17 protein-coding genes are annotated in these 19,387 nt (G+C 65.8%); 8 read left to right on the forward strand and 9 right to left on the reverse strand.

The features are described from left to right. Positions 1-63: 63 nt before the first annotated feature. The 4 genes from BO1_RS40855 to BO1_RS40875 form a co-directional block, all read right to left on the reverse strand. Positions 64-861, reverse strand: coding sequence for an IclR family transcriptional regulator (locus tag BO1_RS40855; protein ID WP_028222504.1), 798 nt, complete (start codon positions 859-861; stop codon positions 64-66). Next, positions 858-1,616, reverse strand: a complete 759-nt coding sequence (locus BO1_RS54910; RefSeq protein ID WP_245644040.1) for an IclR family transcriptional regulator — start codon at positions 1,614-1,616, stop codon at positions 858-860. The genes BO1_RS40855 and BO1_RS54910 overlap by 4 nt, the downstream gene beginning before the upstream one ends. 177 nt (positions 1,617-1,793) lie before the next feature. Further along, complete coding sequence (locus BO1_RS40865; protein WP_028222505.1) at positions 1,794-3,899, reverse strand: TonB-dependent receptor family protein; 2,106 nt, start codon at positions 3,897-3,899, stop codon at positions 1,794-1,796. A 320-nt stretch (positions 3,900-4,219) separates the two neighbouring features. Continuing rightward, a complete protein-coding gene (locus tag BO1_RS40875) occupies positions 4,220-4,585 on the reverse strand; it encodes a DUF2946 domain-containing protein (protein WP_028222506.1) in 366 nt (121 codons plus the stop codon). Between the two features lie 406 nt (positions 4,586-4,991). On the opposite strand from BO1_RS40875, the gene BO1_RS40880 reads away from it, so the two are divergent. Both BO1_RS40880 and BO1_RS40885 read left to right on the forward strand, forming a co-directional pair. Then, positions 4,992-6,119 carry an aminotransferase class V-fold PLP-dependent enzyme gene (locus BO1_RS40880; protein WP_028222507.1) on the forward strand — a complete coding sequence of 376 codons (1,128 nt, stop codon included), beginning with the start codon at positions 4,992-4,994 and terminating at the stop codon, positions 6,117-6,119. Positions 6,120-6,483: 364 nt separating this feature from the next. Next, positions 6,484-6,909, forward strand: coding sequence for a hypothetical protein (locus BO1_RS40885; RefSeq protein ID WP_028222508.1), 426 nt, complete (start codon positions 6,484-6,486; stop codon positions 6,907-6,909). 182 nt (positions 6,910-7,091) lie between these two features. Here the strand turns inward: BO1_RS40885 and BO1_RS59830 are convergent, their stop codons facing one another. Continuing rightward, entirely contained in the window at positions 7,092-7,451 is a 360-nt protein-coding gene (locus BO1_RS59830; protein ID WP_156992691.1) for a hypothetical protein, read from the reverse strand. Between the two features lie 188 nt (positions 7,452-7,639). Next, entirely contained in the window at positions 7,640-8,791 is a 1,152-nt protein-coding gene (locus BO1_RS40890) for an acyl-CoA dehydrogenase family protein (RefSeq protein WP_028222509.1), read from the reverse strand. A gap of 272 nt (positions 8,792-9,063) precedes the next feature. On the opposite strand from BO1_RS40890, the gene BO1_RS40895 reads away from it, so the two are divergent. The 6 genes from BO1_RS40895 (at position 9,064) to BO1_RS40920 (ending at position 16,109) form a co-directional block, all read left to right on the forward strand. Beyond that, positions 9,064-9,939 carry a MaoC family dehydratase gene (locus tag BO1_RS40895; protein WP_028222510.1) on the forward strand — a complete coding sequence of 292 codons (876 nt, stop codon included), beginning with the start codon at positions 9,064-9,066 and terminating at the stop codon, positions 9,937-9,939. 25 nt (positions 9,940-9,964) lie between these two features. Beyond that, positions 9,965-10,714: an SDR family NAD(P)-dependent oxidoreductase gene (locus tag BO1_RS40900; protein ID WP_028222511.1), complete on the forward strand. Its 750-nt coding sequence runs from the start codon at positions 9,965-9,967 to the stop codon at positions 10,712-10,714. A 102-nt stretch (positions 10,715-10,816) separates the two neighbouring features. Next, positions 10,817-12,022, forward strand: coding sequence for an acetyl-CoA C-acetyltransferase (locus BO1_RS40905; RefSeq protein ID WP_028222512.1), 1,206 nt, complete (start codon positions 10,817-10,819; stop codon positions 12,020-12,022). A gap of 15 nt (positions 12,023-12,037) precedes the next feature. Further along, entirely contained in the window at positions 12,038-13,999 is a 1,962-nt protein-coding gene (locus BO1_RS40910) for an AMP-binding protein (RefSeq protein WP_043288698.1), read from the forward strand. A 13-nt stretch (positions 14,000-14,012) separates the two neighbouring features. Beyond that, positions 14,013-14,882, forward strand: coding sequence for an IclR family transcriptional regulator (locus BO1_RS40915; protein ID WP_245644041.1), 870 nt, complete (start codon positions 14,013-14,015; stop codon positions 14,880-14,882). Between the two features lie 45 nt (positions 14,883-14,927). Continuing rightward, the gene (locus BO1_RS40920; RefSeq protein ID WP_028222515.1) at positions 14,928-16,109 is read left to right on the forward strand and encodes a CaiB/BaiF CoA transferase family protein; all 1,182 of its coding nucleotides are present in this window, start codon (positions 14,928-14,930) and stop codon (positions 16,107-16,109) included. Between the two features lie 50 nt (positions 16,110-16,159). On the opposite strand, the gene BO1_RS40925 is transcribed toward BO1_RS40920, so the two are convergent. The 3 genes from BO1_RS40925 to BO1_RS40935 all read right to left on the reverse strand — a co-directional run bounded on the left by BO1_RS40925 (position 16,160) and on the right by BO1_RS40935 (position 19,383). Next, positions 16,160-16,726: an outer membrane protein assembly factor BamE gene (locus tag BO1_RS40925; protein WP_028222516.1), complete on the reverse strand. Its 567-nt coding sequence runs from the start codon at positions 16,724-16,726 to the stop codon at positions 16,160-16,162. Positions 16,727-16,856: 130 nt separating this feature from the next. Continuing rightward, complete coding sequence (locus tag BO1_RS40930) at positions 16,857-18,272, reverse strand: MmgE/PrpD family protein (protein WP_043288702.1); 1,416 nt, start codon at positions 18,270-18,272, stop codon at positions 16,857-16,859. Positions 18,273-18,312: 40 nt separating this feature from the next. Beyond that, complete coding sequence (locus BO1_RS40935; RefSeq protein ID WP_028222518.1) at positions 18,313-19,383, reverse strand: zinc-dependent alcohol dehydrogenase family protein; 1,071 nt, start codon at positions 19,381-19,383, stop codon at positions 18,313-18,315. Between the last annotated feature and the right edge of the window lie 4 nt (positions 19,384-19,387).

The following is a 19,387-nucleotide window of genomic DNA, read 5'->3' on the forward strand; positions in this document are numbered from 1 at the left end:
CCGCGAAAACAAGTTAAGGCCAAAGAAAGGCCAAGAAAGGCCAAGAAAGGGCCAACACCCTAATCAAATCCCACTATCAAAATCCGCCAACTGCGCCTGCAGTTTCTCAGCCGCCTCCTTAAGCGCAGGCGCAATCCTCTCCCGCTCGGCCCGCAAATCAAGATCAACATCGGCCTTGCCACAACTCATGCTCATGAGCGCACCTTCACGCCCAACCCACACGGGCAACGCCACCCCAAACGTACTGCGCTGAAAGCCCCCCAGCACCGCACAGGTGCCAGTGCCCTCGAGCTCTTCGAACGACTCAAGAATGGCCTGCTCCAACGCATCGCCTTGCGGTCCAGCACGCCGCTTGTGCTCTTCAATCAAACCCTGCCGCTCTTCATCAGGCAACCCCCAAAGATAAGCTCTCCCAATGGAAGTAGTGCTCATAGGCAGCACCGACCCAACCCCAAGCCGCAGCGTCGCAACCTTGCGACTGACCCGGTAACCCACATAAAGCATATCGATGCCATCCCTGACGCTCAGCGCCACCGAAACATCGAGCCGATCCGCCAGTTCCTGCAGCAAAGGCTGCGCGGCCTGCAACAAATCGTTAGTCGCCAGATAAGCATGACCAATCCCCAGCGCGCCAATCGACAGCTCGAATTCACGCTTGCCCGGCACAAGGCGCAAAAACCCCACCTGTATCAAGGTGGAAGTCAACCGCGAGACAGTGGCCTTGGAGAGCCCCGTGCGCCTCACGAGTTCCGCATTGCTCAGCGGCGCACGGTTCGAGCGGAACGCCCTCAAGACTTCCAGCCCACGCTCCACCGTCATCAGCGTCGCATTGTCGGATGCCTCGGCTCTGGGCGCGCTCATGACAAGGCCCTCGCATGCTGGATGTCCTGCGCCATGCGAACCAGCGCCGGCCCCAGCTCACGCTCGCTGCGCGCGCGCCCGATCAGCATGGCCGGCCCCATGCAGCTCACGGCCAGCGGTGCTTCGCCAGGCAACTGGACCGGCGCGGCCACCATGGTCATGGGTTGGCCCGATTGCCCTAGCGCGACGCAAAATCCGCCTTCCCGCACCTGCCCGATGGCCTCGCTCGGGCGACGGCCAGGATGCCCCCACTTCTCGCTCCAGTCGCGGGAGGTCTGAAACGCCGCGCTGCGCAGCAGATAGGCGCGCTCGACGTCGGGCAGGCTGGCCAGCAGCGCCCAGCCCGCAGCAGTCGATGCGAGCCCCAGCCGGGTGCCGATCGCCGGCTGCAGCGATGCAGGAATGGCGCTGGTGCAGCAACTATCGATGACGACCACATCCAGCCGGTTGCGGGCGCAGAGGTGAACATGCACCTGGTGGCGCTCGGCAAACTGATGCATGCGGTGATGCGCTGCTTCGTGAATCTCGATGTCGGCCGCCGCGCGGTAGCCCAGCGCCAATGCCGAAGGGCCCAGCCGAAAGCGCCGTTTGCCGCTGTCGCAGCAGAGATAGCCCGATGCCACCAGCGTGCGCGTCAGGCGCGTCACGGTCGATGCCGGGATGCCCGCCCGTTCGGAAAGGTCGCTGTTGCAAAGCCAGCGATCCTCGGGCGTGAACGCGCAAAGGATGGCCAGCGCGCGCGCAAACGGCGTCACGACCGGGCCGCGTTTGACCGCCCCCGTGTTGGGCGTTGCGCGGACATCAGCGGGGTATGAACGATCCATATGTTGCCTCTACGATACACGTTCACCAAACTAACGATCATTAGAATTCTGGCGTCGGCCAATGTCGATTGGGGTTTACACTTTCCTCGCATCGAGCCTGCGCGAGCGTCAGAACGCGTAGCGCAAGCCAGCAAAGATGCTGCGCCCCTCGCCCGGATAGAAGATCGCAGTCGAGGCCGTACGCGCGTCGGCAACGGTGCTGATGTCGCTCACGTAGCGCTGGTTCGTGAGATTGCGCGCGTCGATATAGACCGACAGGCCGTTGCGGAAGTCCCATCCCGCCTGCACGCCGAGCAGGGTGTAGCCGGGCACGCGCAGCGTGTTGGCGTCGTCGGCCCAGGCGCCCGCGGGCACCCAGTCCACCGATGCCGAGATATGGAAGCCATCGGGCCGGGAATAGCCGAGCGCGGCGCGCACCACGTTGACGGGCACGCCGGCGATGCGGTTCGAGCCGTATTGCGGGTCGTCCTTGAAGCGGAAGTCGCTCAGGTTCCACAGGCCCGAGAGCGTGATCTTGTCGCCCGCGCCGCGCCGCGCGATGTCGCGCAGCAGATCGACCGACACGCCTGCCTCGATGCCTTGCAGCACGGTCTTGTTGGCGTTGAAGGTCGAGGCGGGAATGTTCGGGTCGGTCGTGTATTGCAGCAACTGATCGCGCACGAGCGAGCGGTACGCCGTGACGTCCCAGCTCACGCGATCATGCGTGCCGCGCGAGCCGAGCTCGACGGTCCAGGCATGCTGCGAGGCGAGCGGCGTGAACTGCGTCGTCCTGCCGAAGGTCTGCGTGAGGTCCGTGAAGTCGGGCACGTCCTGACTGCGCGTGATGTCGGCGAAGGCCTGAATGTCGCGTGCCGGCTGCCAGAGCAAGCCGAGCTTCGGATTCAGGCCGCTGAACGTCTCGCTCGTGGACTTGTACGTGGGGTCCGCTGCGAGCCCGCCGTGATCCACGTACTCGCGCACGTCGCGCAGCGCTTTCACGCCCGCCATCAGCGCGAGCGTGGGCAGAACGAACAAGCGGTCCTCCAGATACGCCTCGTAGTTATAGGCGTTCTGGGACGCATTGAGCGTTTGCGTGCCCCGTTCGCCGGAGACGTTGACGTACTGGCGCGCCTGGGTGTTGCCGCCAAAGAAGCGTGCACCGGCGATGATGTCGTTGCGCATGCCGCCGATATCGAGCTTCGCGGTGTAGCGCGGCGCGAATCCATAGGTCCAGCCGTCCTGGTCGAGAACCTGGAAGATCGGATGATAGAGGCTCTTGTGGATGGCCCAGGTGTCGAAGGTCAGCTCGCCGGTGTCGAGCTTGAGCGTGGTGCGGTTCGCAATGCGCTCCGTGCGCGTGTTGCGCGCCTGATCGCCGGCGACGGCGCCCGGCGCGGCCTTGGTGGGATTGTTGAGCGCGTCGGAGAGCGAGAGCGTGCCGGGCAGCAACTGGTTCACGACATAGGCCCCCACGTAGAAGCGCGTTTCGAGCGTGGGACTGAAGCGGTAGCCAATGTTGGCATTGAACTGCTGGTAGTTGCCGGTTGCGTGATCGCGATAGCCGCCGGAATGGTCGCTCGAAAACGTGGCGATGAAGTCCAGCGGCCCAACCACGCGCGAGAATTGTGCGCTGCCGCGTACGGTGCCAAAGCTGCCGCCTTCGAGACGCACGATGTTGGGCGCCACGGCGGTATAGGCGGTTGGCGTGAGGAAGTCGATTGCGCCACCGAGCGTCGACGCACCATAGGCGAGCCCGTTGCCGCCCTTGTAGACCTCGGCGGCCTGGAGCGCGAGCGGGTCGATCTGGTAGTAGTCGCCGCTGCCGTCGGCCAGGTTGGTGGGAATGCCGTCCTGAAGAATTTCGAGGCCGCGCGTGTGGTAGCTGCGCGCAATGCCTGAACCGCGAATCGACAGGCGCAACTCCTGGCCGTAGCGGTCCTGCACGAATACGCCGGGCACATCCTTCAGGACGTCGCGCAGTGTAAACGCGTAGGTGTTTTCGTATGTCCTGCTATCGACAAAGCCGACCGAACCTGCGGTCTCGTCGAGCGAGCGCTTCGCGTCCGTCACGGTTTGCGAGGTGAGCGAGTGCGCGCTCCGATCGCTCACGACCACGGGAGGCAACGTGTTTTCAGAAGCGGGCGCGGCAGGGTCGGCGGCGTCCGCCCAGGCGTGCGAGGCAAGCAGGGCGATGGCGCCCGAAATGGCGGCGCGCAGTCGAGTGGGCTGAAACATGATGGTCTTGTCGGTGGATTGAAGTTGTTGTGTGAGCGACGGATGTACGCAAACGCGCCGCGCGTTGAGGCGGCGTCGAGTGACGGTCTGTGGCTGGAATCGGGCAAAGGCGCGGCCAGCCAGCGGCCGGTGCCGCGGGCCGAAACGGACCGTATTGCAGCGATGTCGTGTACGGGTGTCTGTGCGAGCGAGCCCGCGCCCGGCTAAAGCGGGCGTGGCGAGGGGCGATCAGCGGGCTGGGACACGGCAAGCGTGATGGCGCGCGTGATCACCCGCACGCCTCGCGGGCGCGCAGTGCAAAACAGACGGAACCGGGGATATCAGCGCAAGGCTGGAGGCGCGCGCGGCCGTCCCGAGGGGAAGGCGCCAAGCGGCGTGAAACTGGTGGACAGCGTGGAAACGGAGGCGAGGGCAACGAGGGTGAGAATGGGCAGCAAGACGGCTGGGCCCGGCGGCATGCTCACGTGCGTGGTGAGCAGATCGCAATACCCGCAGGCGTTCAGCGCTCCGGCTGGCGAGCCATGTTGGCTCACGCCGGCATCGAGCGTCGTGGAGCAAAGCGCCGCGACGGGTTGGTGCTTGCGCCAGGCATCGACCAGTTGACTGACCAGCGGCGCGAGCACGATGAGCCACATGGCGATCAGGCCAAGCCATGCAGTCGTTCGTGTGCGGGCGCGAGGGTTCATGTCGGTCAGGTCAGGCGTGCGGGGCAGTTTAACATCTCGTAAGAATCGTTTCCACGTTGAAAGCCGGTGATGAACATAGTGGTAAGGTTATAGACGCGCAAAGTGATCGTTCGCGCCAGTGCTTGCAGCAGCCTGAAGCGTCCGTTACGCCGATAGCCAGGCGCATCAGCGGCTGGCGACGTGTCGTTGTCTCACTCCGGGTTGCCGGCGGCGGTCTGCTTCGCCCGGTGGCTGCTCAACTTCATGCGTGCGTCAAATACCCCATAAAAATTGGCACCAGGTTGCAGGCGGCTTTCGTTAGAATCAGTTTTCGTCAGGAATAAGCATATTTGCATGGTTGCAGCGGTATCGGATCACGCATGCTGCTGCCCCTGATTCCCTTGTTCATCTTTTACCGGAGGCGAACGTGCCGGGCTTACTTCCCAATGTCGACCGCGAGGGACTCCTCGAATATTCAGTGGTTTACACCGACCGATCGCTCAATCACATGTCGCAGCGCTTTCAAGGCGTCATGCGCGACATCTCCGATGGGCTGAAAAAGGTCTACAACGCGAAGTCGGTCGTTGTCGTCCCAGGCAGCGGGACGTTCGGCATGGAGGCCGTCGCCCGGCAGTTCGCGACCAACAAGAAGTGTCTGGTCATCCGCAACGGCTGGTTCAGCTTCCGCTGGTCGCAGATTTTCGACATGGGCAGCATTCCGTCCGAATCGATCGTGTTGAAGGCGCGTCCGGTCGAACAAGGCAGGCAGGCCGCCTACGCGCCGCCCCCGATCGAGGAAGTGGTCGCTGCGATCAGGGAAAACAAGCCGGATCTGGTCTTTGCGCCGCATGTCGAAACCGCATCCGGGATGATGCTGCCCGATGCGTATTTGCGCGCGGTGTCCGACGCGGTGCATGCCGTCGGCGGCATGTTCGTGCTCGATTGCATCGCCTCCGGCACGGTCTGGGTCGACATGGAGGCCAGCGGCGTCGACATCCTCATCAGCGCCCCGCAAAAAGGCTGGAGCGCTTCGCCGTGCTGCGCGCTGGTCATGCTCAGCCCGCTCGCCCGCGAACGAATCGAGGCAACCACCAGCACCAGCTTCGCCTGCGACCTGCGCAAATGGCTGCAGATCATGGAAGCCTACGAGAACGGCGGGTTCGCGTACCACGCCACGATGCCCACGGACGCGCTCGCGACGCTGCGCGACGTGATCAAGGAAACCGGGGCATATGGCCTCGACAAGGTGAGAACGGAGCAGCTTGAACTCGGCGAGCGCGTTCGCTCACTGCTGGCCCGTAAAGGCTTTAGAAGCGTGGCCGCCGAAGGTTTTCAGGCACCGGGCGTCGTGGTCTGCTACACGGACGACGATGGCATACGATCGGGCAAGAAGTTCGCCGATGCCGGCTTGCAGATCGCGGCCGGCGTGCCGCTGCAGTGCGACGAGCCTGAAGATTTCAAGACTTTCCGCGTGGGATTGTTCGGCCTCGAAAAACTGCATGACGTGGAAGGTGCGGTCGCGAGGTTTGGCAAGGCGTTGGACGGCATTGCCTAGATAGATTAATCCGGAGCATGCATGGCTCGGCTCCGGATCAAGACCGTATCAGCAGGATAACTGATAGATTTAAGATCATAAAAAAGGAGGGCTCGCGTTCGCACCAGAGTCGTTGTTGGCAAGGTGCGCAACGCGAGCCCTTATCGTTGCGGATGCACTCATCCCTTGAACGATAGCGCTCGTTCAATCTCGCAGATCCGACGTTCAGACCCAAAGGCATAGAGAGCCATTGCGGGCATGACGTCAGGACATTTCGCGCATTCAATTTCCTCGACATGCAGCGGGCTGCGCCGCCGATGCTTTTCGCAAAGGTGATCGTTGAGCCGCTTCCATCACGGGCCCCGTCATCAACGGAACAGCGTGGATGGCCGTGATCAATAGCTCGCTGCCGATGACGGCAGCGGCGGGGTCAGCGACAGTCTGGCCGATGCTGTCGAGCGGCACCGCGGGCACCGCACTCGCGGCCGGGGCGGCAAGCGCACCCTCGTTGAGCGTCGCGTGGTCCTCGATGTACGACAACCAGCCGGTCGGGCCACTCGTTGGTCAGCTAGAAGTTCAGACAGTGCTCGGATCGACCGAGGTGGACGGATACTCTTCAGGTTCGTTTACCTCTCCGAGTACTGGCAATTACACGGCGACGGTCACTGCAGGGGTGGACGAGAACGGCGTACAGGAATGCTCGCCAGCGTGTCCCTTCCCCGCGCTCACAAGCGGTGGCAATCGCAATATCGAGCTGCTCTGGAGCGCCAAGGGGATAAGCTACAACGCCCAGAGCCAGTACGACAATTGACGTTCGCCAGAATGTCGGGGTTTGCGCCGACGGCTTGTTCATCGCGGGAATGTTCCGCGATGACGGCCCGTACGGCGCGACGGCATTCGTTTTTCGGTTGGGTCGCTAGCTGTGCGATGGTATAGTGCGACCCAATTGGGCGATTCTCTTTTCATTGCGCAATCGACAGCGATATCTCCGCTTTATTTCCCGGGTTCCTGGGGCTCGTCGCATTGCCGGGCCACGCACCGCCAAAAGACACGCTCATGCGGGGAATTGTCGAAGAATTGCGGGGTCTCCTGCCACATTGAGGCATTCAAAAATCTGCCCACGACGGATTTGCAATCGTTGGCGGCCTGCTCGACGGATTTCGCTGCATCCGCGAGGCAACGTGGGTTGCCATCGGAGCAAAGCGCAGCGGCTTCCTGTTCACAAGCTGCAAAAGCATAGCCGCCACTGAGGCAGAGCGCGGCTGAAATGATTCGAGTTGCCAGTTTTATTGGGAGATTCGAAGAAAGGCGCGGGCGTGCAAAAGCCCAGTGATGCTCGAGCGAGGCGTTCACGGTGGGCTCCCTTGGCGGATTCGCCATTGACTGCTTTAGCAACGACTGGGAGAAGCGGCCTGTATTGTCCGACGATAACCTAAGCGCTACGCGTGAACGGGGCGATTAGTTATTTGACATCCTGAATATTTGAATGATTATAGGATGTCATGCTTACGCATCGATTAAGCTGAGGATTGAGCGCCTCGCTACTGCGCCTCGCGGATCATATTGCGCGCAATGACGATCTGCTGGATCTGCGTCGTGCCCTCGTAAATGCGAAAGAGCCGCACGTCGCGGTAGAAGCGCTCGATGCCGTACTCGGCCATATACCCCGCGCCGCCAAAGATTTGCACCGCGCGGTCGGCCACGCGGCCACACATCTCCGAAGCGAACAGCTTCGCGCACGACGCCTCCGTGCTCACGGGCAGCTTGTCGTCGCGCCGGCGCGCGGCGTCCAGCACCATGCTGCGCGCCGCGTAGATCTCCGCACGGCTGTCGGCCAGCATGGCCTGCACGAGCTGGAACTCGGCGATCGGCTGGCCGAACTGCTTGCGCTCCATCGCATAGGACAGGGCCATGGACAGCATGCGTTCGGCCACGGCCACGCACACGGCGGCAATGTGAATACGCCCCTTGTCCAGCACCTTCATCGCGGTCTTGAAGCCCTGGCCTTCCTTCCCGCCGATGAGGCTGGCCACGGGCACGCGCGCGTTCTCGAAGATCACGTCGCAGGTGTGGGCGCCTTTCTGGCCCATTTTCTTGTCGCGCTTGCCGAAACTGATGCCGGGCGTTCCGGCATCGACGATGAAGGCCGAGATGCCGCCCGAGCTCTTGTCGTCGGGGTCGGTGCGCGCCATCAGCGTGAAGATGCCCGCGTGCGGCGCGTTGGTGATGAAGCGCTTGGTGCCGTTGACCACGTAGTGGTCGCCGTCGCGGATGGCCGTGGTGCGCAGCGAGGCCGCGTCGGAGCCCGACTCGGGCTCGGTCAGCGCGAAGGAGGCGATCAGCTCGCCGGTCGCGAGGCGCGGCAGGTATTTTTCCTGCTGCTCGGGCGTGCCGTCGAACAGAATGCCCTGTGAGCCGATGCCCACCGTGGTGCCCAGCAGCGAGCGGAACACCGGCGAGGCGCGACACAGCTCGAAGACGGCCAGCACTTCTTCTTCCATGGTCAGTTCGAGGCCGCCGAAGCGCTCGGGAATCGTGAGGCCGAACAAGCCCATGGCCTTCATGTCGGCCACGATGTCCTCGGGAATTTCGTCGGTTTCGGCCACGCGTTCCTCGTTGGGCACGAGGCGCTCGCGCACGAAGCGGGCGATGGTGTCGAGCAATCCGTTGAGCGTTTCCTGGTCGCGAATCATGTCTGCATGTCTGTCAATCGATGAGGATGATTCATGCTGCGGCAGCCACGGGTGCGAGGCAACGGATTTGCACAGGATGTTCCGAAAGATGGAATTCGCCGCACGGTTTGCGTTTGCCTGCTATTGGCCCTGCATTGGCACAGGCCGATAAAAGGCGTGAAAAGGCGTGCAGCCAGCCGTGCCAAGGTACGGAACAGGCAAGGCAAATCGGTTGACCCGGAAAAGCGCTGGATTCATCGTGACGACTGGTTATCACAGTCGTCATGTCCGCCATGCCCCTCGATCCTGCTCACTTGCTGGCACGTCCTTTTCCGACCATCGAGCATGCGTTTTCGCAGCGCGATACCCAGCTTTACGCCCTCGGTCTGGGCCTGGGGAGTGACCCGCTCGATGCGGGGCAATTGCGCTATGTCTTCGAGGGCAAGGACGGCCAATTGCTGCGCGCCATGCCGACCATGGCGAACGTGCTGGCCTACCCGGGCTTCTGGGCACGTGAACCGGACACCGGCATCACATGGCAAAAGCTGCTGCATGCCGAGCAAGAGATTCGTCTCCATGCTCCGTTGCCCACGAGCGGCCTCGTCAAGGGCGCGACACGGATCACAGGCCTGTGGGACAAAGGTGAAGGCAAGGGCGCCTTTTTGCAGCAGACGCGCGAGATCACGCATGCCGAAACGGGCCAGTTGCTTGCCACCGTGGCGCAACTGAGCCTGTTGCGCGGTGACGGTGGCTTTGGCGAGGGCGGAAGCGCCGGCGCGCCGCCTGCGCCCCATGCGATGCCCGAGGGCGAGCCCGACTATGTCTGCGAGCTGTCTACGCCTGCGCAACTGGCGCTGATCTACCGCTTGAGCGGCGATCTGAACCCCTTGCATGCCGACCCGGCCGTGGCGTCTGCGGCGGGCTTTCAGCGCCCCATTCTGCACGGCATGGCCCTGATGGGCGTGGCCGCGCACGCCGTGCTGCGCACGGTGCTGGCCTACGACGACACGCACTTTACCGGCATGCGCGTGCGCTTCACGGCGCCTGCCTGGCCCGGCGACACGCTGCGCACGGAGATGTGGGTGCGCGCGAGCACGGTGTCGCTGCGCGTCACGGCCGTGGAGCGGGGCGTGGTGGTTTTGAACCATGCGCGGGTCGATCTGACCTGAACACCAACCTTTGCAGGAGCAACACATGGATCTGGGTTTGAACGGCAAGGTCGCCATCGTCACCGGCTCGGCACGCGGCCTGGGCGCCGCCACGGCGCGCCGGCTCGCACAGGAGGGCGCGAGCGTCGTCATCACCGACATCAACGCCGAACTGGCGCAGGCCACCGCGAAGGCGCTGCAGGACGAGGGGCTGGCCGCCCACTGCGTGGTGGGCGACATCACGAAGGCCGCCGACGTGCAGCGTCTCGTCGATGAAACCGTCGCGCATTTCGGCGGCGTGCACATTCTCGTGAACAACGCGGGCGCGCCGCGCGACAAGTACCTCGTGAAGATGAGCGAGGAGGACTGGGACTTCGTCATGAACGTGATGCTCAAGGGCGCCTTTCTGGCGGCCAGGGCCGTCATGCCTCATTTCATCGAGCAGGGGTGGGGGCGTCTCATCAACATCAGCTCGCGTGCCCACCTGGGCAATCCCACGCAGGCCAATTACTCGGCCGCCAAGGCCGGTTTGATCGGCATGGCGAAGGCGTTGTCGATGGAAGAGGGCCGCTATGGCATCACCGCGAACTGCGTGGCGCCTGGCTTCATGGAAACGGAAATGGTGCAGGCGCTGGCGACCTACGAAACCATCAAGGAGCGCGCCGTGGCCGCTCAGCCCATCAAGCGCGTGGGGCGCCCCGAGGACATCGCCGACGCCGTCGCCTTCCTCGCGAGCGAGCGTGCGGGCTTCATCAGCGGCGAAGTGCTGCATGTGACGGGCGGGCGGTACGGCTGATTGCGCAGCGGTATCGATAAGACGCGTAAAGACAACAACGGCCGGCGCACCACAGATTTGCGCTGGCGATGAATTCTTCCAGCTATTCCAGAGGCATTTGAAATGAAACGAGCAGCCATCGTCTCCCCGCTGCGCACACCAGTGGGTGCATTCGGCGGGGTATTGAAAGGGGTTCCTGTCGAGGAACTGGGCGCCACTGTGGCGCGCGCCATCGTGGAGCGCACCGGGCTCGACGCGGCGCGCATCGACGACGTGGTCTTCGCCCAGAGCTACGCGAGCGGCGAGACGCCTTGCACGGGGCGCTGGGTGGCGCTGCAGGCGGGCTTTCCGATCGAGGTCGCGGGCATGCAGCTCGACCGGCGCTGCGGCGGCGGCGTGCAGGCGCTCGCGACGGCCGCCATGATGGTGCAGACCGGCGCGGCCGACGTGGTGATGGCCGGCGGCGTGGAGAGCATGAGCAATGTCGAGTACTACACGACCGACATGCGCTGGGGCAAGCGCGCGGGCACCGTGAAGATGCACGACCGGCTGGACCGGGGCCGCGAGCGCTCGCAGCCCGAGGCGCGTTTTGGCCGCATCAGCGGCATGATCGAAACGGCCGAGACGCTGGCGCGCGAGTACGGCATCTCGCGCGAGGCGTCCGACCGCTTCGCCGCGCGCAGTCACCAGCGCGCCGCGGCGGCGCAGGCGGCGGGCTGGCTGGACGCGGAGATTGTTTCGGTGTCCGTACCGCAGCGCAAGGGCGACGTGGTGCACGTGAGCAAGGACGAAGGGGTGCGAGGCGAGACGACGGCCGAGAGCCTCGCGAAGCTCAAGCCCATCATGAAGGACGGCGTGGTCACGGCGGGCAATGCCTGCCAGCAGAACGACGCCGCCGCGGCCTGCCTGATCGTGGCCGAGGACAAGCTCGAAGCACTGGGCCTCACGCCCATGGGCTGGCTGGTCGGCTGGGCCGCCGCGGGCTGCGATCCGGCGCGCATGGGCATCGGCCCCGTGCCGGCCGTGCAGAAGCTGCTGGCGCGCACGGGCCTGACGCTAGACCAGATGGACCTGATCGAGCTCAACGAAGCCTTCGCCTGCCAGGCGCTCGCCTGCGTCAAGGGCTGGGGCAGCTCCATGGAAGCGCTGGAGGACCGGCTCAACGTCAACGGCTCGGGCATCTCGCTCGGCCATCCCGTGGGGGCCACGGGCGTGCGCATCATGAGCACGCTGCTGCACGAGATGCAGCGCCGCAAGGCACGCTATGGTCTGGAGACGATGTGCATCGGCGGTGGCCAGGGCATCGCCATGATTTTCGAACGCGCCTGAGCGGGGAGACTCATCATGAGCAATCCTGAATCCGGCCACGTGTGGCAGCCCGGCCAGCGCGAGCTGCAGAACGCCGGCATCGTGAGGCTGATGCGCGCACTGGACGTGCCCTCGTACGAGGAACTGATGCGCGTCTCGATCGACGAGCCCGAGCGCTACTGGAACACCGTCATGCGCGAGTGCGCCATCGCGTGGGACGAGCCGCCCACGGGCTACGTGGACCTGTCGCGCGGGCCGCAGTTTCCCAGCTGGTTCCCCGGCGGCAAGCTCAACTGGGTCAACACCATTTACGCATGGGCCCGAAATCCTGCCACCGCGCAGCACAATGCCGTGGTGGCCGAGCGCGAGGACGGCAGCGTGAACGCGCTGACCTGGGCGGAGCTGGAAGCGCGCGTGCGCGACTTCGCGGCGGGCCTCGCACAGCGGGGTCTGAAGCCGGGAGACCGTATCGGACTCCTGATGGAAAATGGCATCGAGGCCACCGTCTCGCTGCTCGCCATCGTGCATCTGGGCGCGCTGGTCGTGCCGCTCTTCAGCGGCTTTGGCGTCGATGCCATCGTGGCCCGCCTCTCGGCCGCCGAGGCGCGCATGGTCATCGCGTCCACGGGCTTTTCGCGCCGCACGAAGCGCGTGAACGTGGAGGGCGCGCTGCGTGACGCGTGGCGCCAGTTGCCGCTGCTCGAGCACGTGATCTGGAAGCGCGCCGAGGGCGAAGCCGCGCAGGGCGCAGGCGACCCGCGCGACCTCGACTGGCAGGAAACCGCCACCATAGCGCGCGGCGAGGGCACGGCGCCAGTCTCCGTCACGCCCGACATGCCCTTCATGGTGATCTACACCTCGGGCACCACGGGCAAGCCCAAGGGCGTCGTGCATACGCACGGCAGCTTCCCGATCAAGATCGCGCACGACTCGCTGGTGCACTTCGACGTGCATCCCGGCGACGTCTATTGCTGGCCCGCCGACATGGGCTGGATCGCGGGCACGCTGGTGCTGGGCTGCGCGCTGCTGCGCGGAGCCACGTTGGTCTGCTATGACGGCGCGCCCGATTACCCCGACTGGTCGCGCATGTCACAGGTCGTGGAGCGCCACAAGGTCACGCACTTCGGCTCCGCGCCCACGCTAATCCGCGGCATGGCGAGCCACGAGGAACTGGCGCTCAAGGGCGATCGCTCCAGCGTGCGCCTGCTCATCACGGCGGGCGAGGGCATCGCGCCCGAGCACTTCAACTGGTTTCTGCAGCGCTTCGGCGACGGCACGGCGCCCGTCATCAACTACACGGGCGGCACCGAGGCCTCGGGCGCGCTGCTGGCGAGCGTGCCGATCCGCCCGATTCCGCCCAGCGGCTTCAACACCGTCTCGCCCGGCGTGGCGGCGGACGTGGTCGATCCATCGGGCAACAGCGTGACCGGCGAGGTGGGCGAGCTGGCGATCCGTGCGCCCTTCGTGGGCATGACGCATTCGTTCTGGCGCGACGACGCGCGCTACCTGGAAACCTACTGGCAGACCATTCCCGGCATCTGGGTGCATGGCGACCTGGCGCTGCGTACGAGCGAGGGCAACTACTTCATGATGGGGCGCTCCGACGACACGCTCAAGGTCGCCGGCAAGCGCCTCGGCCCGGCCGAGGTCGAGGAAGTCGTGCTCGAGCTCGCCGATGTGGCCGAGGCGGCCGCCATCGGCGTGGCCGATGCCGAGAAGGGGCAGAAGCTCGTGGTCTTCGTGGTGCCCAAGCCCGGCTCGACGATCGAGGGCGCCGCGCTGGAGGCCGCTGTGTCCGGCCATGTCGACAAGCGCCTCGGGCGCCCGTTCAGGCCCGGCCGCGTGCATGTGGTGGAGCAGTTGCCCAAGACACGCAGCTCCAAGATCATGCGCCGCGTGATTCGCAGCGTGTACTGCGGTTTGCCGCCGGGCGATCTGTCGTCGCTCGACAATCCCGCCGCGCTCGACGAAGTGCGCGCCGTCGCGCCCGCTGCCTGACGCGCGCCTGGCCATGACCACCGCCCGCCCGCTCACCGGGATGCAGCACGCGCTGCCCGATGTCTCCGCGGGGCGGCCATCCGCGGGGCGGCTAGCCGCTGCGCCGCGGCGCGAGCCGGGCGCGGTGGTGGTCACGCCGCTGGTGCGCGCGCTGTTGCTGATCTCGGCTTTTGCGCCGCATGAGCGCTGGCTCGGCAACGGCGAGCTCGCGCAGCGCACCGGCTTGCCGCCTTCCACGGTGTCGCGCATCGCCCACTCGCTCGTGCAGTTCGGCTATCTGCTCTACGACGCCGCCAGGCGCAAGTACCGGCTTTCCGCTGCGGTGCTCGGCCTCGGCTTCGCCGCCATCGCCCATTCCGCCATCCAGGGCCTCGCGGGCGAGCGCATGGCGGCCTTCGCGCGCCAGCACCAGCTGCACGTGTGCCTCGCGGTGCGCGACCGGCTCGACCTCGTGGTGCTCGAATGCCGCCGCAGCCTCGAATCGCCCGTGATGCTGCCGTTGCACGTGGGCATGCGGGTGGGGATCGCGCTCTCGCCCATGGGCTGGTCGCTGCTCGCGGCGCTGCCCGAGCTCGAGCGCAGCTATCTGCTCGAGAACGTGGAGCGGCGCGTGTCGCGCGATTGGCCACGGATGCGCCGCCGCGTCCTGGAAGGGATCGCGCAGGTCGGCGAGAAGGGGTATTGCACGGCCATCGGCGAATGGGAGCCCGAGCTGGGCGTGCTGGCCGCCTCCGTGCTGCTCGAAGGCAATGCGCCCTTCGTGCTGGTCTGCATCGGCGCGAGCCACGCAATGTCGCGCGTGCGCGTCGAGCGCGAGCTGGGGCCACGGCTGCTGGCGATGGCGCGCGAGCTGCAATCGGAATTCAACGTGATCGGCCAGTGACCCCGGGGTGACCCCGGATCAGGCCGATGCTCATGCGAGAGAAAAATGAAAGTGCTTGAAGGCATCAAGGTCCTCGACTTCGGCCGCTTCATCGCCGGGCCGTTCTGCTCGGCGCTGCTGGCGGACTATGGCGCCGAGGTGATCCGCATCGACCGCGTGGGAGGCGGCGAAGACCGCTTCATCGTGCCCGTCACGGAGCAGGGCGAGGGCGCGCTGTTTCTGCAGGTCAACCGCAACAAGCGTTCCATGACGCTGGATCTCGACAGCGCCGAAGGGCGCGATATCGTGCGCAAGCTGGTTGCCGACGCCGACGTGGTGATCGCCAACATGCCGCCGCGCACGCTCAAGAGCCTGGGGCTCGATTACGCGAGCCTCAGCCGCATCAAGCCCGACATCATCCTCGTGGCCTCCAGCGCGTTCGGCAACAGCGAGGCCGTGCGCGACCGCGTGGGCTTCGATGGCGTGGGCCAGGCTTTGAGCGGCGCCGTGCACATCGCGGGCACGCCGGACCAGCCGCAAAAAGCCATGGTGCCCGTGGTGGATTTCGCCACCGCCTTTTCCTGCGCGCTGGGCGTCATGCTCGCGCTCTACGAGCGCCAGCGCAGCGGCTTGGGCCAGGAGGTCAGCGCGTCGCTGCTGTGCACGGGGCTGAACATGGCCAGCGGCGCGCTGATCGAGGAAGCGCTGCTGGGCCTCGACCGCCAGGCGATGGGGAACCGGAGCCCGAGCTACGGTCCCTCCGATGTCTTCAAGGCCAAGGACGGCTGGATCATCACCCAGGTCATCGGCCGGCCGATGTTCAAGCGCTGGACGCAGCTCGTGGGCCGGCCCGAGTTGCTCGACGATCCGCGCTTTGCCGACGACACGCTGCGCGGCGAGAACGGCGAGTTCCTGAGCGAGGTGATGCAGGCGTGGTGCAAGGACTACTCGCAGGCCGAGGCGCTCGCGCGGCTGGAGCAGGCGCGCATTCCCGCCGGGCCCGTCAACTCGCCGCGCGAGGCGCTGCAGGACGAGACCGTCAAGGCCGCCAACCTGATTCACTGGATGGACTACCCCGGCGCGCCGAAGCCGGTGCCGATCGTGGCCACGCCCGTGTCGCTCTCGCGCACGCCGCCCGAGATCCATACGCGTGCGCCGCTCACAGGCGAGCACACCGATGAAATCCTGGCCGGCATCGGCCTCGATGCGCAGGCCATTGCCGGTCTGCGGCTGCGCAACGTGGTTTGACCTTGCTGGCGCGCGCCGGGCCAGGCGTTGCCGCCGCCTGGCCTGGGTCGCTATTTGTCCGGACTGGGCGGCGCACTCTGCTCTGCTGGCGGCAAGGTGATGGTTTGCGGCTCGGTCTGCGGCTCGAGCTGGAGGTTTTCTCCAGGAATCGGCTCGACGCTTTGCACGGCGGGCGGCTGGACGTTCTGGTCCACGGAGGCGGGCGGCGGCTCGGCGCTGGCAGGCGGCGCGCTGTGCTGCGCGGCGCTCTTGCCGCTCGTCATGCCGGTGCCGATGTTCGAAGCGGTGTTGTTCTCGCTCTTGAGGACGCCGTTCGGATCGAACAGAAATACGGCGGCTTGCGAGTGCGTATCGGAGCCGCCAACCAGCGACCCGATCAGCGGAATATAGGTCTCGGGGTGGGGCCGTGAGGTCACGTAGGTGTAGACGAGCAGCGTCGAGCCGTCGTCGAGCGCGCTCTCGACCGAAGCCGGGCCGAGCACGGCGATCACCTGTTGCCGCGTCGTCGCGCCGGGCTTGAAGTTCGCCATCTGTTCGGGGCTCACTTCGACGCCCGCCGTTACACAACCAGCAAGCAGCGCCCCGCACAGCAGGCCAGCGATCAGTCCACGTTTCATGTTGCCACCCCCCAATCATTTTACGACGATGGGGGCGAGCCGGTGGCCCGTGGCACGATCGCTCTTCCAGCCAGCGGCGCTGCAGATCACCTCGATTGCCGCGCCGCCACACACCGTCAGATGTGCGCCGTCAATGCTCAGCAGTCCACATGTTCGTGAGCTCGGCGGCCTTCATCGACGGATCCATCTCGCGCAGCGTGGCCAGCAGCTTCTGGGCCCGCGCGGCGCCCAGCGTATCGCCCGTCAGCTCCATGAACTTGGCGTCCTGCTCGTGCTCCGGCATGGGGTTGCGGTCGGTGCCGATCGGGTCCTCCACGAACACGTGCTCGGAGCGGCCGTCCTTGAACGTGACGGTCACGTCGGCCACGAAGCGGCCCGGATACTGCCGCTCCAGCGCGGGCTCCTCCGTGATGCGGATGCTGCGCGCCATGGCGATGACCGGTGCCATCTCCACCTTGCCAGCCAGGTAGTCGCGGTGGACCGGGTAGCCGTTGCCCATGCCCAGCAGCGTGAAGGCGGCCTGGATGGGCAGGCTGAACTGCACGTGCTCGATGTTCTTCGGCTCGTAGGCATTGGCGTTCGCGGTGCCGACGACGACGTTGAAGTGCGGCGTGATCTTCAGGTGCACGTCGGCGATCTCGGCGCGGCGCTCGGCGAACGGGCGCAGCGCGTCGATATAGGCGTGCGTGCAGTAGCAGGCGCAGTAGGCCTTGAGCCAGACCGTGCCGATCTCGAAGGGCCGGTCCAGCGCAAAGCGCTGCTCGGGGGCCTCGCCGGCCGGGCGCTGCAGCAAGGTGCGGAAGAACCCCTTGTTGCCGCTCAGGAAGGCGCGCGGCCCGGTGATGCCGGCGCGGGCCATGTCGGCGGCCGCCATGCCGTTGCGCGTGCCGATGCCGGCATGGATGCGCTTGATGGAGCCGCCCGTGGAGGTGTACTCGGTGGTGCCCGAGACATGGCTCAGCGCGATGGCGAGCGCGTGCAGCGTGGTCTCGGCGTCGAACCCGCGCAGCCTGGCGGTCACGGCGGCGGCGCCGAAGTTCGACAGCGTGCAGTGCGGATGGAAGCCGCGCTGCAGCAGGTCGGGCTGGGCCAGCACGCCCAGGCGCGCATAGACCTCGTAGCCCGCCACCATCGCGGTGATGACCTCCTCGAGCGACGAGCCCAGCTCCTCGCCTATCGCCAGCGCCGCCGGGATCACGCAACTGCCCGGGTGGCTGTAGCTGGGGCCGTGGGCATCGTCGTATTCGAAGCCATGGCCGTACGAACCGTTGACGAAGGCCGCGTCCGCGGCGCTCATGGTCAGGGTGGAGGCGCTCACGCGGCTCTTGCCGGGCCGCTGCTGTGACGTCGCGTATTTCAGCAATTGCGCGGACCACGGCATCTTCGAGATGCCGATCTGCAGCGCGATCTGGTCGCGCATGAGCCGGCTCACGCCGGCGTGCGCAGGGGCGTCGAGGTGCTCGTATTTCAGTTCCTGAATGAAGCGAACCACGGCCTGTTCGAGCGGCGGGCAGTTGGCCGGAACGGTGGATGGGGTGTCGTGCACGGTGGTCACGAGAGTCTCCTTCTCGGGTGCGAGTCTGGAATCAAAACAGGAACACGCCCTTGCCGCCGGCCTGGCCGTCGAACAGGCGATAGGCCTCTTCGGCCTGCTCCAGCTTCCAGCGGTCGGTGAACAGCTTGTCGACGTCCACGCCATGGTCGGCCACGAAGCGGATGCAGTCGTTCATGCCGACTTCCGAAAACGTATACGACCCGACGATGGTGCGCTGCTTGCCGATCACGTCCTTCATGCCGTCGACGCTCAGGGTACCGCCCACGGCCACGAGCGCGATGCGGCCCCAGGGGCGGGTGCAGCGCACGGCCTGCTGCTTGGGGACTTCGCCGCCCGCGCAATCCATGGCGCAGGTCGCGCCCAGACCGCCGGTGAGCTTGAGGATGGCTTCGATCGGGTCCTCCTTGCTGCCGTCGATGACGTGGGCCGCGCCGAATGCCTTCGCGCGCTCGACCCGCTCGGCGGCGATGTCCACGCCGATGACCTCCACGCCCATGGCGGCGGCCAGTTGCACGGCCGACAGGCCGACGGGGCCCAGGCCGAACACGGCGAGCGTGTCGCGCGCGGTGATGTTCAGGCGCAGCAGTGCGCCCCAGGCCGTGCCGGTGCCGCAGGAAACGGCCGCGCCGGTGGCGAACGACACTTCGTCGGGCAGGTGGACCAGCGACGTCACCGGCACCTTCATGTAGTGAGCGTGGCCGCCGTGCTTGATCACGCCGTGGATGTCCGCGCCATGGCTGCACATCTGCGTCCAGCCGCTGCGGCAGTGGTCGCAATGCTGGCAACCCTCGTAGTGGAACACGGCGACGCGATCGCGCACCTTGAAGGCGCGCGGATCGACTGCCGCGCCCAGAGCGACGATCTGGCCGCAGGGTTCGTGGCCGCCGATGATCGGCGTGTCCTCCGACATGCCGCGCGACGCGAGGTCCCTGAAACCGAGCGACTTGATCACGTCGGCGGGCTTGTTGCGGTAGAAGTGCAGATCGCTGCCGCACATGCCCGAGGCCTTCATCTCGATGATGGCGTCAAGCGGGCCGGGTGTGGGATCGTCGAAATCGAGGATCTCGAGCTTCTTCTCGCCTCTGAAAACGATGCCTTTCATATGT

It is taken from the genome of Paraburkholderia oxyphila NBRC 105797 (assembly GCF_000685075.1).
Taxonomy (GTDB): domain Bacteria; phylum Pseudomonadota; class Gammaproteobacteria; order Burkholderiales; family Burkholderiaceae; genus Paraburkholderia; species Paraburkholderia oxyphila.